At 70.6% G+C, this 15144-nt stretch carries 15 protein-coding genes; 11 read left to right on the top strand and 4 right to left on the bottom strand.

The genetic code is table 11. From position 1 onward, the window contains the following. Positions 1–33: 33 nt before the first annotated feature. A complete protein-coding gene (locus KGD83_RS26880) occupies positions 34–816 on the top strand; it encodes a type III pantothenate kinase (protein WP_013155972.1) in 783 nt (260 codons plus the stop codon). Between the two features lie 50 nt (positions 817–866). On the opposite strand, the gene vapC is transcribed toward KGD83_RS26880, so the two are convergent. The 3 genes from vapC to KGD83_RS26865 form a co-directional block, all read right to left on the bottom strand. Next, on the bottom strand, positions 867–1286 hold the full coding sequence (vapC, locus tag KGD83_RS26875; RefSeq protein WP_212641707.1) for a type II toxin-antitoxin system VapC family toxin: 420 nt from the start codon (positions 1284–1286) through the stop codon (positions 867–869). A gap of 4 nt (positions 1287–1290) precedes the next feature. Continuing rightward, positions 1291–1506, bottom strand: coding sequence for a type II toxin-antitoxin system VapB family antitoxin (locus KGD83_RS26870; RefSeq protein ID WP_212641706.1), 216 nt, complete (start codon positions 1504–1506; stop codon positions 1291–1293). A gap of 103 nt (positions 1507–1609) precedes the next feature. After that, positions 1610–2566 (bottom strand): cation diffusion facilitator family transporter, encoded by a 957-nt coding sequence (locus KGD83_RS26865; protein ID WP_212641705.1) that lies wholly within the window; start codon positions 2564–2566, stop codon positions 1610–1612. Between the two features lie 96 nt (positions 2567–2662). Between KGD83_RS26865 and lysX the strand changes: the two genes are divergently transcribed. From lysX to KGD83_RS26830, 7 genes are all read left to right on the top strand, one after another. Then, the gene (lysX, locus tag KGD83_RS26860) at positions 2663–4267 is read left to right on the top strand and encodes a bifunctional lysylphosphatidylglycerol synthetase/lysine--tRNA ligase LysX (protein WP_212644624.1); all 1605 of its coding nucleotides are present in this window, start codon (positions 2663–2665) and stop codon (positions 4265–4267) included. Between the two features lie 703 nt (positions 4268–4970). Further along, positions 4971–5294 (top strand): LuxR C-terminal-related transcriptional regulator, encoded by a 324-nt coding sequence (locus KGD83_RS26855; RefSeq protein WP_212641704.1) that lies wholly within the window; start codon positions 4971–4973, stop codon positions 5292–5294. 191 nt (positions 5295–5485) lie between these two features. After that, a complete protein-coding gene (locus KGD83_RS26850) occupies positions 5486–6118 on the top strand; it encodes an amino-acid N-acetyltransferase (protein ID WP_212641703.1) in 633 nt (210 codons plus the stop codon). A 449-nt stretch (positions 6119–6567) separates the two neighbouring features. Continuing rightward, entirely contained in the window at positions 6568–6849 is a 282-nt protein-coding gene (locus tag KGD83_RS26845; RefSeq protein WP_212641702.1) for a hypothetical protein, read from the top strand. A 217-nt stretch (positions 6850–7066) separates the two neighbouring features. Beyond that, positions 7067–7408, top strand: a complete 342-nt coding sequence (locus tag KGD83_RS26840) for a histone-like nucleoid-structuring protein Lsr2 (protein WP_013155980.1) — start codon at positions 7067–7069, stop codon at positions 7406–7408. An 832-nt stretch (positions 7409–8240) separates the two neighbouring features. Beyond that, entirely contained in the window at positions 8241–10751 is a 2511-nt protein-coding gene (locus tag KGD83_RS26835) for an ATP-dependent Clp protease ATP-binding subunit (RefSeq protein WP_082166905.1), read from the top strand. Positions 10752–11291: 540 nt separating this feature from the next. Beyond that, entirely contained in the window at positions 11292–11879 is a 588-nt protein-coding gene (locus KGD83_RS26830) for a DUF3105 domain-containing protein (protein WP_249352039.1), read from the top strand. A gap of 84 nt (positions 11880–11963) precedes the next feature. Here the strand turns inward: KGD83_RS26830 and KGD83_RS26825 are convergent, their stop codons facing one another. After that, the gene (locus KGD83_RS26825) at positions 11964–12839 is read right to left on the bottom strand and encodes an A/G-specific adenine glycosylase (RefSeq protein ID WP_212641701.1); all 876 of its coding nucleotides are present in this window, start codon (positions 12837–12839) and stop codon (positions 11964–11966) included. Between the two features lie 129 nt (positions 12840–12968). On the opposite strand from KGD83_RS26825, the gene KGD83_RS26820 reads away from it, so the two are divergent. The 3 genes from KGD83_RS26820 (at position 12969) to KGD83_RS26810 (ending at position 15141) form a co-directional block, all read left to right on the top strand. Then, positions 12969–13682, top strand: a complete 714-nt coding sequence (locus KGD83_RS26820; protein WP_212644622.1) for a hypothetical protein — start codon at positions 12969–12971, stop codon at positions 13680–13682. A gap of 195 nt (positions 13683–13877) precedes the next feature. Continuing rightward, positions 13878–14594, top strand: coding sequence for a histidine phosphatase family protein (locus KGD83_RS26815; RefSeq protein WP_212641700.1), 717 nt, complete (start codon positions 13878–13880; stop codon positions 14592–14594). Positions 14595–14763: 169 nt separating this feature from the next. After that, complete coding sequence (locus KGD83_RS26810) at positions 14764–15141, top strand: SSI family serine proteinase inhibitor (protein WP_212641699.1); 378 nt, start codon at positions 14764–14766, stop codon at positions 15139–15141. Positions 15142–15144 lie beyond the last annotated feature (3 nt).

The following is a 15144-nucleotide window of genomic DNA, read 5'->3' as shown; positions in this document are numbered from 1 at the left end:
CACACCACTTCGACCACGGATGAGGCCCCCAGCATGCTGCTCGCGATCGACGTCGGCAACTCCGAGACGGTCTTCGGTCTCTTCGCATCCGACGACCTTCTCGAACACTGGAGGGTGGGAACCGACACCAGGCGCACGGCCGACGAGTGGGCCGTGGTCCTGCGCGGGCTCGTCGACGGCAGCAGCCTGGGCCGCCCCGAGGACATCGACGGCATAGCCCTGTGCTGCTCGGTCCCGTCGGTGCAGCACGAGATGCGGGACATGTTCCGCCGCCACTTCGGGGACGTCCCGGCGGTGATCGTCGAACCCGGCGTCAAGACCGGGGTGCCGATCCGGATGGACAACCCCAAGGAGGTGGGCAGCGACCGGATCATCAACGCGCTGGCCGCCAACCACCTCTACGGCGGTCCCGCGGTGGTGGTGGACTTCGGGACCGCGACCACCTTCGACGCGGTCAGCGCGCGCGGGGAGTACGTGGGCGGGGCCATCGCCCCGGGCATCGACATCTCCGTGGACGCCCTCTCCCGGCGCGGCGCCCAGCTGCACATGGTGGAGATCGTCAAGCCGCGCGCGGCCATCGCCAAGAACACCACCGAGGCGCTGCGCTCGGGGATCGTGTTCGGGTTCGCGGGCCAGGTGGACGGGATCGTGGACCGCATGGTCGCCGAACTCACCGACGCGCCGGACGACGTGACCGTGGTGGCCACCGGGGGGCTCGCCTCCATCGTGGTGGCCGAGTGCGAGACGGTCGACCTGCACGAGCCGTGGCTGACCCTCATCGGCCTGCGCCTGGTCTACGAGCGCAACGTCGGCTGATCCGGGCCCGGGGCGGGGGAGCCAGGAGGAGGCCCTTCGCTCCGGCGGGTTCAGTTCTGGTCGTGCCGCTGTACGCGCAGCCGGGGGAACACCTCGGCGAGGTCGTCGAAGTCGCGGTCGCAGTGCACGAGGACCGCGTCGGTGCGCAGGGCGACGGCCGCGATGAGGCAGTCCATGTGTTTGCGGATCGTCTTGCCCTTGGACCGTGCTCCGCGATAGAGCATCGCGGACTCCCGGAAGTCGAAGGTCGGTTCGACCGTCAGCCGGGTCTGCGCCTGAAGCATCGCGTCCAGCTGGAAGAACGCCTTCTCGGTCTTGGCTCCGGACAGGAGTTCGCAGATCACCGGATCGGTGGTCGCCACGTTCTCCCGATCGTCACGAAGCTGACGGACGAACAGGTGGGTTTCGGAACCGGTTCCGCCCAGGTACTCCAACCAGGCGGAGGTGTCGAGGAGATAGGTCTTGGTCACGTTCCTACTTCTCGTCCTCGAAGCCCGAACGGCGCATCTCGTCCAGATCGCCTTCCCAGACGTCGCTTCCCTCGAGCTCCAGCATCATCTCGTAACGGTCACCGCTTCCCGCCACGTGGCGGAGACCGAAGTCCACCGCCTCGCGCTTGGTCCTCAGGCCGTACTTCTCCATGACCGTTGTGACCAGTTCGTCGTCGATGTCAATGTTTGTGCGACTCATACACCCAGATTACACCTGTTACCGTGTGTAAAGAAACGGTTTCCGGGAGTTCGCGGTCGCGGGGTGGTGCGGCGGCCGGTCCCGGCCGCCGCACCACCCCGGTTCAGCCCGAGGAGACGGCGCCGGGGGACGCCTCCGGCGAGGCCCCGCTCCGGAACAGGTCCGGCTCGATGTAGATCAGCGTGGCGATGGGCACCGCGGCCCGGATGCGCTCCTCGGCCTCGTTGATCGCCCGCGTGATCCGGCCCGCGTCGTCGCGCGCGTCCACGGCCACCTTGGCGGCCACCAGCAGCTCCTCGGGTCCCACGTGCTGGGTGCGCATGTGGATCAGGCGGTCGATGTCCTCGACCGACTCGACGGCCCGGCGGATGGCCCGCACGTTCTCGCTCGTGGCGGCCTCACCGATCAGCAGGCTCTTGACCTCGACGGCCAGCACGACCGCGATGACCACCAGGAGGACGCCGATGGCGGCGGTGCCCAGGCCGTCCCACAGGCCGTTGCCGGTGATCAGGGTCAGGCCGACACCGGCCAGGGCGAACACCAGGCCCAGCAGCGCGCCCGCGTCCTCCAACAGGATCACCGGCAGCTCGGGGGACTTGGAGCGGCGGACGAACTGCACCCAGCCGGCCTTGCCCCGGACCGCGTTGGACTCCTTGATCGCCGTGCGCATGGCGAACGACTCCAGCACCACCGCCACCACCAGCACGGCCACCGGGACCCACTGCCAGGACGTGATCGGCTCGGGGTGGGAGATCTTGTGCCAGGCCTCGTAGAGCGCGAACAGGCCGCCCAGGCTGAACAGCACGATCGCCACCATGAACGCGTACACGTAGCGCTCGCGGCCGTAGCCGAAGGGGTGCTCCTCCGTGGCGCCCCGGCGCGCCCGCTTGCCGCCGATGAGCAGCAGCGCCTGGTTGCTGGAGTCGGCGACCGAGTGGATGGACTCGGCCATCATCGACGACGATCCGGTCAGGAGGTAGGCCACGAACTTCGTCGCGGCGATTCCCAGGTTCGCGCACAGCGCCGTGACGACGGCTCTCGTGCTTCCCTCAACACTCACCAGTGGGGTCCATCTCTCGGTAGGTACTGCTCTCGGCTGTGAAGGCGCGGGTCAGGGCAGCGCAATACTAGTGATCCGCGTCACCGCCGACCCGCCCTGCCCCTACCCCGGGACGGGACCGCGACCGCCGCATCGCGCCCTGCGCCCGCGGACGCCGACCGGTCGGGCCGGACCGCGGCCGCCGGTAGGATCGTGCGCGTGAATGACGCGCACGACGACACCTACGACGACCTGCCCGAACAGATGCGGGTCCGGCGCCAGAAGCTGGACCGGCTGCGTGAGGAGGGCACCGACCCCTTCCCCGTGACCTTCCCGCGGTCCACGTCGATCGGGGCCGTGCGCGACAAACACCGGGAGCTGGAGCCGGACACCCGCACGGGCGTGGAGGTCTCCGTCGCCGGGCGCGTCATGCTCTACCGCACCGGCGGCAAGCTGTGCTTCGCCACCCTGCGCGACGAGACCGGCGACATCCAGATCATGCTGTCCCTGGACCAGGTGGGCCGGGAGCGCCTGGACGCCTGGAAGGCCGACGTCGACCTCGGCGACCACGTGGGCGTGGAGGGGGAGGTCATCACCTCCCGCCGCGGCGAGCTGTCGATCCTGGTGACCGGCTGGACGCTGACCGCCAAGTGCCTGCGCCCGCTCCCGGAGAAGCACAAGGGCCTGACCGACCCCGAGGCCCGGGTCCGCCAGCGCTACGTCGACCTCATCGTCAACCCCGAGTCCCAGCAGATGGTGCGCCGCCGCTCGGCCGCCATCCGCGCGATCCGCGAGGGGCTCGCCTCCCGCGACTTCGTCGAGGTCGAGACGCCCATGCTGATGAGGGTGCACGGCGGCGCCACGGCGCGCCCCTTCACCACCCACATCAACGCCTACGACATGGACCTGTACCTGCGGATCGCCCCCGAGCTGTCCCTCAAGCGGCTGGTCGTGGGCGGTCTGGAGAAGGTCTTCGAGGTCAACCGCAACTTCCGCAACGAGGGCGCGGACTCCACGCACAACCCCGAGTTCACGATGCTGGAGTTCTACCAGGCCTACGCCGACTACAACGTCATGGCCGACCTGACCCGCGAACTCATCCAGGAGGCGGCGCGCGCCGTGTTCGGCTCGACGGTGGTCGAACGGGACGGGCGCACCTACGACCTGGGCGGGGAGTGGCCGCAGGTCACCCTGTACGGGGCCGTGTCCGAGGCGCTGGGGGCCGAGGTCGATCCGCGCACGCCGATCGACGGGGTCCGCCGCCTGGCCGACTCCCGGGGAGTGGAGTACGACCCCTCCTGGGGACAGGGCAAGCTCGTGGAGCACGTCTTCGAGGAGCTGGTGGAGCACACGCTCGTCCAGCCCACCTTCGTGCGCGACTTCCCGGTGGAGACCAGCCCGCTCACCCGGCAGCACCGCGAGGACCCGCTGCTCACCGAGAAGTGGGACCTCATCGGGTTCGGTATGGAGATGGGCACGGGCTACTCGGAGCTGGTCGACCCGGTCGAGCAGCGCGAGCGCCTCACCCGGCAGTCGCTGATGGCCGCCGAGGGCGACCCCGAGGCGATGCAGCTGGACGAGGACTTCCTGCGGGCCCTGGAGTACGGAATGCCGCCGACCGGCGGTGTGGGGGTCGGTATCGACCGCCTGCTCATGGCCTTCACCGGAAAGAACATCCGGGAAACTGTCCTTTTCCCGCTCGTGAAGCCTTCCGGGGATTGAGCCGGAGCACCATGGGCCCGAATTTACCGGGGATATAACGGTGCCGACCGGATGACCGAAAGGCGGAGCGGGGCCGTCGCGCACACGGTGCGGCGGCCCCGTCCCCTGCGCCGGGACAGGGCCCGTACCACGGGTTCCGCCATCCCGGTCGGACAGGCCGCGCGACCCCGGGGCCACGGCCGCGTGGCCGGTCGGACAGTTCCGAAGTTTTGCCGAACGGGGCGCGGCGAACTCGGCCACTCTCCGCTGAACGTTGTTTACGCAGGTCAATGTAGTCGGCGTATTTTCCCTTCCATTACTTTGTCACGGAAGGGGCCGCCATAACTACACATGGTGATTTATGGGGCCTTGACGGTATCATCTCTGCGGCCTAGCGTGCTGTGAGCGGGTCGAGACCCGTGGAGTTTGCCGAAGTGGATCGAGAACGACGGTGAGCGGGGAGAGGGACCGCCGGACGCGGTCCGGGTTCCCCGCGCGCATGCGCGCCCTCGGTGGAGTCTGTCCGTCCCAGCCTCCAGCGAACCGGCCCCTGCGACGTCCGTGCGCCCGTCCCCAGCCCCTGTGCCAGAGGGATACGTGGGGGACAGCGGTGCGCCCGGGAGTCATCCGTCGCGTCGGACCAGGGGGAGACCCGTGTCCGGCGCGCTCGCGTCCGCCAGGCGACGAGTCGATGTTCCGCACTCACATGATGAGGGAGGACGGAGTGGAACAGGCCACACTCGTACGACGTACCGCTGACGACCAGGGCGCCCTTCAGACCAGGGAGCACCGGGAGAACGTGGTCCCCCTGCAGGCCCGCCCGCACGAGACGGCTGTGAGCAGCCCCTACGCGCCGGTGGAACTGAACCACGAGGAGCTCGAACTGCTCGCGGAGATCGCCACCGGTGTCACCACGGAGGTGGCGGCCCGGCACCTCGAACTCAGCGCGCGCACCCTGCGCCGCCGCATCCGCAACATCTGCGACGTGCTCGGGGTGAACACGCCCATCGAGGCGGTCGTCTGGGCCGCGCGGCGCCAGCTCATCTGAGCCGTCCGCGGCACGGCGCCGCGGTCGCGCGGCGCCGCCGGCGCCCGCCGGAGAAGGTGCCCGCCGGAGAAGGGGCGATCCGGTGGGCGCGGCACCCACCACGGCACCCACCGGCCCGCCGGTGGGTGCCGACGCGTTTTCGGACCGCGCGCGTCCGCCGGGCGCGGGCCCGGGCGTAGTCTGGTCCGGCTATGCCCGTTCGCCATGTTCACGTGCGCCGCGCCAGGACGCGCGACGTCGCCGCCGTCCGGCGCCTCGTCGACACCTACACCGTCGACGGGCGCGTGCTCTCCAAGAGCACCGTCAACCTCTACGAGGACGTCCAGGAGTTCTGGGTGGCCGAGGCCGAGGTGGTCCCCGACGGGTCCGGCCCGGCCTCCACGCACGCCTCGCCCCCTGCCGGCGCCCCCGGAGCGGAGCGCACCGACCCCCCCGAGGCCGGGGCCGAGTACCGCGTGGTGGGCTGCGGCGCGCTGCACGTGCTCTGGGAGGACCTGGCGGAGGTGCGCACCGTCGCAGTGGACCCCTCCCTGCGCGGGTTCGGCGTCGGACACCGGATCGTGTCCGCGCTGCTGGACACCGCGCGGGAGTTGGGCGTGCGCCGTGTGTTCTGCCTGACATTCGAGACCGGTTTCTTCGCCAAACACGGCTTTGCCCGGATCCAGGGCACACCCGTCTCCCCCCGGGTGTACGAGGAACTCCTGCGTTCCTATGACGAGGGCGTCGCCGAATTTCTCGACTTGGAGCGGGTTAAGCCCAACACCCTCGGGAACACCCGCATGCTTGTGCACCTCGACGCGCCAACGCGAACCACCCGGACCTAAAGGTTTTCGCGCTCACTCGGGACCAAGTTCCCCATACGGGCCGCAGCCGGGCCAACACCGCGTCCGCCCCGCGTCCGCGCAGCTTATGCACAACCGGATGGCGGGGTCGGGGAAGGGGACGGGTAATGTGTACCCCAGGGGTGGAGTCCCGCCCGCACGTTGAAGGAAGTTCCGCGAAGCGGTGGCGAAGGGTCGGGATTTGACACCGGTGGACACGGTGTTCCCCCGCGGACACACCGGGGCGCCGAACGCACGGCCGGACATTGGCCCCCTTCGGGTTTGCCGGAGGTGTCCCGGGTACCTCCAGTGTCAAACCGGGGGCAAACGATGTCTATGATGTCCGGTATGCGTTTGCCCGGGTGCCTGGCGAGCCATCCCCCAGGAGCAGCCCGACACGGAGTCGGGTATTTGCTGCAATAAGTAACAACCAGGAAGGGTGGACGGCTTCGATGGGGAACTTTTTGTCGTCGGTGCTTCCCCCCGGACTGATCGACGTATTGTCGGCGCTCATCCCACCGGTGGTTGTCGGTGCCGTCTTCTGCACCTTCGTCATCCAGCTCCTGCGCAAGGAGATGGCGCCCCGCCGGATGGACGGAAGCCTGGTCAGCAAGGACAGGGCCGCCGAGGGCGCGGGTGAGGGCAGGGACGGTTCCGAGGCCGCCGAGCCGGGGGCCGCGAACGAGACGCCGATTGTCCGGGGCGGGGAACGCACCGAATCCGACGGTCGTTGATACGGTACTCGACCGATCACGCGCTCCTCGGGGAGCGGCGAACCGGCCACGCGCGTGCGCGGGCCATCTCGCCGATCCCGCGCGCCCGCCGGCGGCCCCCGAAACCCGACACGGTGCCCGGGTGATTTCAGGCACGCCGGGAATTGTCTTCCGCGTTCTCGCGAGATAGCTTTACATTCAGGTGTGGAGACACCGCTCTTCTGAAAGGTTTGATTCCATGGCACAGAAGGTCCAGGTTTTCCTGGTCGACGACCTCGACGGCGGCGAGGCCGAGGAGACGGTGACGTTCGGTCTGGACGGCTCCGTGTACGAAATCGACCTCAGCGCGGGTAATGCGGCCAAGCTCCGCGAGGCCCTTACTCCGTTCGTCGACGCGGCCCGCAAGGCTCCGGCCAAGGCGTCCCGCAGCGCGGGCCGCCGCACCGGCAGCCGGAATGCCCCCAGCCGTGAGCGCAGCGCCGAGATTCGCGCCTGGGCGAAGGCCGCGGGCAAGCCCGTCAATGAGCGCGGCCGTATCCCCGCGGCGATCGTCGCCGAATATGAGGCCATCAAGGGCTAGGTTTGCCGCCGACCCCCGGTTCGCCGAAATGTTGTCAGGTCTTGATCGAATTACGGTCGGTACCTGCCGGGGGAAGACACCCGAACCCGACCATCCCGGGCCGCGGCGCGGCCCAGTGACACGGGATGCCAGGGGATACGCCGGGCCCGACGGGTCCTTCGGGCGGTACGGGGCGCCGGACAGGGCTCCGCGCCGATGACAGCGCCCCTGCGGCCCCGCGGCTCCAGACCTCCGCCGCCACACCCACGCGCTGGGCCGGACGGCGAGGCGGGGCGGGGCGTTCCGCCGGAGCGCCCGACGCCGCCTCCGCGCGCGACCGCCCACGAACGGTCGGGGCCGCACGCGACCTCCCGGTTCCGGGGAAAGGCACTCGCTTCCGGTCCCGCGGCCCCGGTCGCGGGACCCGAGTCCCACACCATCCCCCGCCCCGGTCGACGGCGCGTATTTCCCGCTTTCCCCGCCCGAACGGTCCGGTCGGAAGAACAACACGCGGCTTGTTCGCTCAGAGCCGATAACGCTTACACGTGCGCGGTCCGGGCACTCCTGTGACACAGGGAGAGCCCGGGCCGTTCGCCTTCGGCGTACAGGGAAATCTGGCGCCGCAATTGGTAGTTGGATGTTGGGTGAACGCCCTATCGTCGGGGAAAGTCTCTGGCACGGACGGCTGCGGCCGATCGTACGGAGGCCTACGTCTGGTCGGCAGCCGGTCGACCGTACGGACGGGTGCGACAGCGCTCCCCGGGGCGGTTCATCCCTGTGGGGCCGATATGCGGAAGAGTTGGGTCGGAGTGAACCGTCCCTGCCTGACCGCTCTGTAGAGGAGCGACGAGACATGTTCGAGAGGTTTACCGACCGCGCGCGGCGAGTGGTGGTTCTGGCCCAGGAAGAGGCCAGGATGCTCAACCACAACTACATCGGTACGGAGCACATCCTGCTCGGTCTCATCCACGAGGGTGAGGGCGTCGCCGCCAAGGCTCTGGAGAGCCTTGGTATCAGCCTCGAAGCGGTTCGGCAGCAGGTTGAGGAGATCATCGGCCAGGGGCAGCAGGCCCCGTCGGGGCACATCCCGTTCACCCCGAGGGCCAAGAAGGTCCTGGAGCTGTCGCTGCGCGAGGCGCTTCAGCTGGGCCACAACTACATCGGTACCGAGCACATACTGCTGGGCCTGATCCGCGAGGGCGAGGGCGTCGCCGCCCAGGTCCTGGTCAAGCTGGGCGCGGACCTCAACCGCGTGCGCCAGCAGGTCATCCAGCTGCTGCACGGCTACCAGGGCAAGGAGCCGCAGGCCACCGGTGCCTCGTCGGAGTCCACCCCCTCCACCTCGCTGGTGCTGGACCAGTTCGGCCGCAACCTGACCCAGGCCGCCCGGGAGAGCAAGCTCGACCCGGTCATCGGCAGGGACAAGGAGATCGAGCGGGTCATGCAGGTCCTGTCCCGCAGGACCAAGAACAACCCGGTCCTGATCGGTGAGCCCGGCGTCGGCAAGACGGCCGTGGTCGAGGGCCTGGCCCAGAAGATCGTCAAGGGCGAGATCCCGGAGACGCTCAAGGACAAGCAGCTCTACACGCTGGACCTGGGCGCGCTGGTCGCGGGCAGCCGCTACCGCGGTGACTTCGAGGAGCGCCTCAAGAAGGTGCTCAAGGAGATCCGCACCCGCGGCGACATCATCCTGTTCATCGACGAGCTGCACACGCTGGTCGGAGCGGGCGCGGCGGAGGGCGCCATAGACGCCGCCTCCATCCTCAAGCCCATGCTGGCCCGGGGTGAGCTGCAGACCATCGGCGCGACCACGCTGGACGAGTACCGCAAGTACCTGGAGAAGGACGCCGCGCTGGAGCGCCGCTTCCAGCCCATCCAGGTGGACGAGCCGACCATCACGCACGCCATCGAGATCCTCAAGGGCCTGCGCGACCGCTACGAGGCCCACCACCGGGTCTCCATCACCGACAGCGCGCTGGTGGCCGCCGCGCAGCTGGCCGACCGCTACATCAGCGACCGGTTCCTGCCGGACAAGGCGATCGACCTCATCGACGAGGCGGGATCGCGGATGCGCATCCGCCGGATGACCGCTCCGCCGGACCTGCGCGAGTTCGACGAGAAGATCGCCGGTGTGCGCCGCGACAAGGAGTCCGCGATCGACGCGCAGGACTTCGAGAAGGCGGCGTCGCTGCGCGACGACGAGAAGCAGCTCCTGGGCAAGAAGGCGCAGCGGGAGAAGGAGTGGAAGGCCGGCGACATGGACGTCGTGGCCGAGGTGGACGAGGAGCTCATCGCCGAGGTCCTGGCCGCCTCCACCGGCATCCCGGTCTTCAAGCTCACCGAGGAGGAGTCCTCCCGGCTGCTGCGCATGGAGGACGAGCTGCACCGGCGCGTCATCGGCCAGGAGGACGCCATCAAGGCGCTCTCCCAGGCGATCCGCCGTACCCGCGCCGGGCTCAAGGACCCCAAGCGCCCGGGTGGTTCGTTCATCTTCGCCGGTCCGTCCGGTGTGGGTAAGACCGAGCTGTCCAAGACGCTGGCCGAGTTCCTGTTCGGGGACGAGGACGCGCTGATCCAGCTGGACATGTCCGAGTTCATGGAGAAGCACACCGTCTCGCGGCTGTTCGGCTCCCCGCCCGGGTACGTGGGCTACGAGGAGGGCGGCCAGCTCACCGAGAAGGTGCGCCGCAAGCCGTTCTCCGTGGTGCTCTTCGACGAGATCGAGAAGGCCCACAACGACATCTTCAACTCGCTGCTCCAGGTGCTGGAGGAGGGACGTCTCACCGACGCCCAGGGTCGCAACGTCGACTTCAAGAACACGGTCATCATCATGACGACCAACCTGGGCACCCGGGACATCTCCAAGGGCCAGGCCATGGGCTTCGCCAAGGAGGACGACGCCCAGACCAACTACGAGCGGATGAAGGCCAAGGTCAGCGAGGAGCTCAAGACCAACTTCCGGCCCGAGTTCCTCAACCGTGTGGACGACATCATCGTCTTCCACCAGCTGACGGAGAAGGAGATCTTCCAGATCGTGGATCTGATGATCACGAGCCTGGACAGCCGTCTCAAGGAGCGGGACATGGGGATCGAGCTGCGGCCCAAGGCCAAGCAGATCCTGTCCGAGCGCGGGTTCGACCCCGTGCTGGGCGCCCGTCCGCTGCGCCGGACGATCCAGCGGGAGATCGAGGACCAGCTGTCCGAGAAGATCCTGTTCGGCGACCTCAAGGCGGGTCAGATCGTGGTGATCGACGCCGAGGGCGAGGGCACGGACGCCAAGTTCACCTTCAAGGGCGTGCCCAAGCCGGCCGCGGTGCCGGACACGCCCGAGGTCGAGGAGTCGGCCGCGGGCAAGCGGGAGTAGCACCGCCCGGCCGCCCGTGGCATCGGGGGCACCCCTTCGGGGGTGCCCCCTTCGTCGTGCGGGGGCGGGACGCGCGGGGCCGACGCCGCGCGTCGGCCGCGGGGTGTGCGTCCGCCCGCCATGTTCTAAGGTGCGAACGTGACTCATCCAGATCCCCGACAGCACGATCCGTGGCAGGCGCGGCAGCCGCAGCCCGGACCCGCTCCGCACGGTCCCCGGCCGGGTGAGGCGCCCCCAGGACACCACGGCGCGGTTCCGCCCGGCGGCCAGCCCCCGGCCGGTGGTCCGCCTCCTCCGGGGCAGGTCCCCCCGGGCTCGCCGCCGCCCACGGGGCCGCAGGGTCCCCACGGCGGTCCGCCCGGACCCCAGGGCCCCCACGGACCCCAGGGCCCCCACGGACCCCAGGGCCCCCACGGACCCCAGGGCCCCCACGGACCCCAGGGCCCCCACGGACCCCAGGGGCCCTACGGTCCGCCCGGCCCGTACCCGCCCCGGCCCCAGCCGCGCGGGAAGGGCGGGACCGGCCTGATCATCGGGGCCGTGGCCCTGGTCGCCGTGCTCATGCTGGGCGGCGGGATCGCCGCGGTGTGGCTGTTCTCCGGCGGTGGCGGCGGCGCCTCCGCCGAGGGCATCGGCGAGGTGCGGTACTACGAGGGCCTGTCCAGCGAACACGTGGACGAGGGCGAGACCGTCGACTACGGGATGTTCCCGCCCGCGGGCGGGCCGCACTACCCGATCTGGCAGAACTGCGGCGTCTACGACCAGCCCCTGCGCTCGGAGTACGTCGTGCACGCCCAGGAGCACGGCGCAGTGTGGATCGCCTACGACCCCGGGCTCTCCCAGGCGCAGGTCCAGACCCTGACCGGGTACTACTCGCCCGGCGACTACCTGGTGGTCAGCCCCGTGGAGGGCCTGCCCTCCCCGGTGGTGGCGTCGGCCTGGGGCTCCCAGATCCTGCTGGAGGACCCCGCGGACCCGCGCCTGGCGGAGTACCTCGTGGAGTTCGTCCAGGGCGAGAACACCCCCGAGCCGGGCGCGCCGTGCAGCGACGGCCACTCCGGCACCGAGTCCGACCCCGCGGGGGAGACCGGGACCGCCGCGGCGCGGTACTCCGGCCCGCGGACCTGAGTACCGCGCTCCTCCCGCCGCGCCGTCCGACCGCGCCCCCTGCGGACGCCGTGCGGTGCCCGGCCTCCCCCGGCCGGGGCGCGCTCAGCCCGGCAGGGCGTACCGCCCGTCGTCCAGGGGGTCCACCAGGCCGTCGGACACCAGCGCGTCCAGGGCCCGCTCGCGCTGGACGTGGTCGTCCCAGACCACGTCCAGCGCGCCCTTGGGCACCGGGTGGGCGGAGTCGCGCAGCACCGCCAGCAGCCGACCGCGCACCTGCCGGTCGGTGCCCGCGTAGGTCTGGCCGCGCCGGGGCGGACCGTCGTAGGCGGGCTTGCCCGCGAGCCGCCAGGCGCACTGGTGGGCGATCGGGCAGTCCGCGCACGCGGGCGTGCGCGCGGTGCACACCAGCGCCCCCAGCTCCATGACGGCCACGCCCCAGCGGGCGGCCACCGAGGGCGCGGACGGCAGCAGGGACTCGGCGAGGGCGGTCTCCGCCTTCGTCTGGGTTTTCGGCGGGTACTGGACCCCGGTTTCGGCTCTTGCCAGGACACGTCGAACGTTCGTGTCCAGAATGGCGTGCCGCTGACCGAAGGCGAAGCTCGCCACCGCCGCCGCGGTGTAGGAGCCCACGCCCGGCAGGGACAGCAGGGTGGCGTGGTCCTCCGGGACCCGCCCGCCGTGTTCCCCGGTGATCGCCACCGCGCACGCGTGCAGGCGCAGCGCCCTGCGCGGGTAGCCGAGCCGGTTCCACATGCGCACAGCCTCCCCGGAGGGCTCCCGCGCCAGGTCGGCCGGGGTGGGCCACCGCTCCATCCAGGCGCTCCAGGCGGGCAGGACGCGCACCACGGGTGTCTGCTGGAGCATGATCTCGCTGACCAGGATCGACCACGGCGAGGCGTCGGGCCGTCGCCAGGGGAGGTCGCGGGCGTGGCTCTCGTACCACGCCAGAACCGGGGTGCTGTAAGGGTTATCGCTCATCTTTAACTGGGAATCGGCGGGTTGAGTAGGTGAGGTACACGCAAAACCGCAATACTACGGCGCATGGCGTCAAGTACCGGACAACCAGGAGCCGTCAGCCGCGAGACCTACTGGAAGCGGCGAGCCTTCGTGCTGGCCGGGGCCCTGTTGTTGCTCGCGCTCATCGCGTACGCCTGCCGTCCCTCCGGGGAGGATAGCGGCGAGCCGACCCGCTCGGACGCGGGCATCGAGGCCTCCCCCAGTGTCTCACCCACGGAGCCCTCCGCGGACGCGAGCGGGGAACCCGAGGCCGATCCTTCCGAGGGGGCGCGGGAGAGCGCCGACCCCTCCGAGGGCGCTGAGGACTCCGAGGGCTCCGGCGGCTCCGCGGCCGGCGACGGCGACGGCGACTCCGCCGGGGGCGGGGAGGGCGGCGAGGTGCCCGCTCCGGAGCGCCCCGAGGACGCCTGCCGCCCGCAGGACGTCGTGGTGACCTTCGAGTACGCGGAGGAGGACCAGGAGGTCTACGGAGCCGGCGCCGACCCGGGCTTCAAGATCACCGTGGTCAACACCGCCGAGCAGACCTGCACCGTGGACATGGGCGGCGAGGCCATGGAGATCCGCATCCACTCGGGCGACGACCGGATCTTCTCCACCGCCGACTGCGCGGAGGGCCGGAGCGCGGAGAAGCGCCAGATCAGCAGGGGCGTCCCGCACGAGTACACGTTCACCTGGGAGCGGATGCGCTCCTTCGAGGACTGCCGCGGCACCGACGCCTCCGCCCAGCCCGGCTGGTACCGGGCCAACCTGCACGGGGACTACGCCGGGGACCAGCCCGAGCTCCCCTTCCAGCTCAAGGCCTGAGCGGACGCACGACACGGGGCCGGGGGCGTGCGCCTCCCCGGCCCCGCAGCGCGGGTGCCGCCCGGTGGAGACGCCGCGGCGTGGAGGCCCCCTTTACGCCATCGGGGTTCGGGGGTAGCCTTCCTGCAGTTGGGAGCGCTCCCAAGCGGGCGCTCCCCACGGGAGTGCCCGCTCTCGTCCCCCGAAGGAGCCCCCGTGCGCTACCGCGGTCCCGCGGAACTGACGGTCGTCCGCCACGGACAGAGCGCGTTCAACGCCGCCCTGGCCGCCGCCGCGCGCGACGGCGGACGCCTGGACGCGGCCGGCCTGCCCGCGCGCAACGCCGACGTGGACCTCACCGCGCTGGGGGAGCGCCAGGCCCGCGCCGTGGGCACGGGCTGGCTGGCGGGCCTGCCCGGCGGTCGGCGGCCCGGCGTCGTGTTCTCCTCCACCTACCTGCGCGCCCGCCGCACCGCCGCGCTGGCGCTGGAGGCGGCCGGGATGGACCTGCCCGTGCACCCGGACGAGCGGCTGCGCGACCTCGACGGCGGTCCCTTCACGTTCATGACCCCGGCCATGGTCGACGAGTACGACCCCGGCGAGGCGCCCCGGCGCCTGGCCGACCGGACGTACCACCGTCCCGAGCGCGGCGAGTCCCCGGCCGACGTCCTGCTGCGGCTGCGCTCGTTCCTGCGCGACCTGTGCGCGGAGTACGCGGGTGAGCGGGTGCTGCTGTTCGCGCACGAGCCCGTCGTGGTCCTGCTCCGGAGCGTCCTGGAGGGCCTGGAGGAGTCCGAGGCGCGGCGGGTGGGCGGGCGGGAGCCCGCGGCGGCGGCCTCGGTCAGCCGCTGGACGGCCGACTCCTGGGGAGACCTGCGACCCGACGGCTACGGGCTCGTGGGGCACCTGGCGGGGGTGCCCTCGCAGGAGTGACTGGAAATCCGTCATAACACCTCATTCTCTGTTTATCGCCCGAGATTCGGGTCGGGCCGCAACCCCGTCGCAGGGAAATTCCGGCGACCTCGCGGAAAAGCGACAGCTTCGCGTAATGGTTCGATTACCATCCGTGCTGTCTGGAATCCGCACGTCCCTGGAGGCTGTCGTGAATCGCATCGTCCCGGCCCTGGCCGCCGCTCCCGTCCTCGCGCTGGCGCTCACCGCGCCCGCGCACGCCGCCGAGGCCGCGCAGGCCGGTGAGAACGGTTACATCCTGCGCGTCCACGGCCTCACCACCGGTGAGACGCGCGAGGCCACGCTGGTGTGCGCGCCCGTCGCCGCGGGCACCCACCCCAGAGCGGCCGAGGCCTGCGAGGCCATCGCCGAGGCCGGTTCGCTGGCGGCGGTCGAGGGCCAGGAGCGCCCCTGCACGTTCGTCTACGACCCGGTGGTCGCCGTGGCCTACGGCACCGAGGACTACCGCGAGGAGTTCTCCAACGAGTGCGTGCTCGTGAGCGAGAAGGGCGCGGTCTTCGACTTCTGACGC

It is taken from the genome of Nocardiopsis akebiae (assembly GCF_018316795.1).
GTDB lineage: Bacteria > Actinomycetota > Actinomycetes > Streptosporangiales > Streptosporangiaceae > Nocardiopsis > Nocardiopsis dassonvillei.
Note: the sequence above shows the minus strand (reverse complement) of the source record. Positions and strands in the feature narration are given on the sequence as shown.

Coding starts and splice junctions, on each gene's coding strand:
- KGD83_RS26880 (WP_013155972.1), top strand. CDS start 34: ATGCTGCTCGCGATCGACGTCGGCAACTCCGAGACGGTCTTCGGTCTC.
- KGD83_RS26870 (WP_212641706.1), bottom strand. CDS start 1,506: ATGAGTCGCACAAACATTGACATCGACGACGAACTGGTCACAACGGTC.
- KGD83_RS26850 (WP_212641703.1), top strand. CDS start 5,486: ATGCCCGTTCGCCATGTTCACGTGCGCCGCGCCAGGACGCGCGACGTC.
- KGD83_RS26845 (WP_212641702.1), top strand. CDS start 6,568: ATGGGGAACTTTTTGTCGTCGGTGCTTCCCCCCGGACTGATCGACGTA.
- KGD83_RS26840 (WP_013155980.1), top strand. CDS start 7,067: ATGGCACAGAAGGTCCAGGTTTTCCTGGTCGACGACCTCGACGGCGGC.
- KGD83_RS26835 (WP_082166905.1), top strand. CDS start 8,241: ATGTTCGAGAGGTTTACCGACCGCGCGCGGCGAGTGGTGGTTCTGGCC.
- KGD83_RS26825 (WP_212641701.1), bottom strand. CDS start 12,839: ATGAGCGATAACCCTTACAGCACCCCGGTTCTGGCGTGGTACGAGAGC.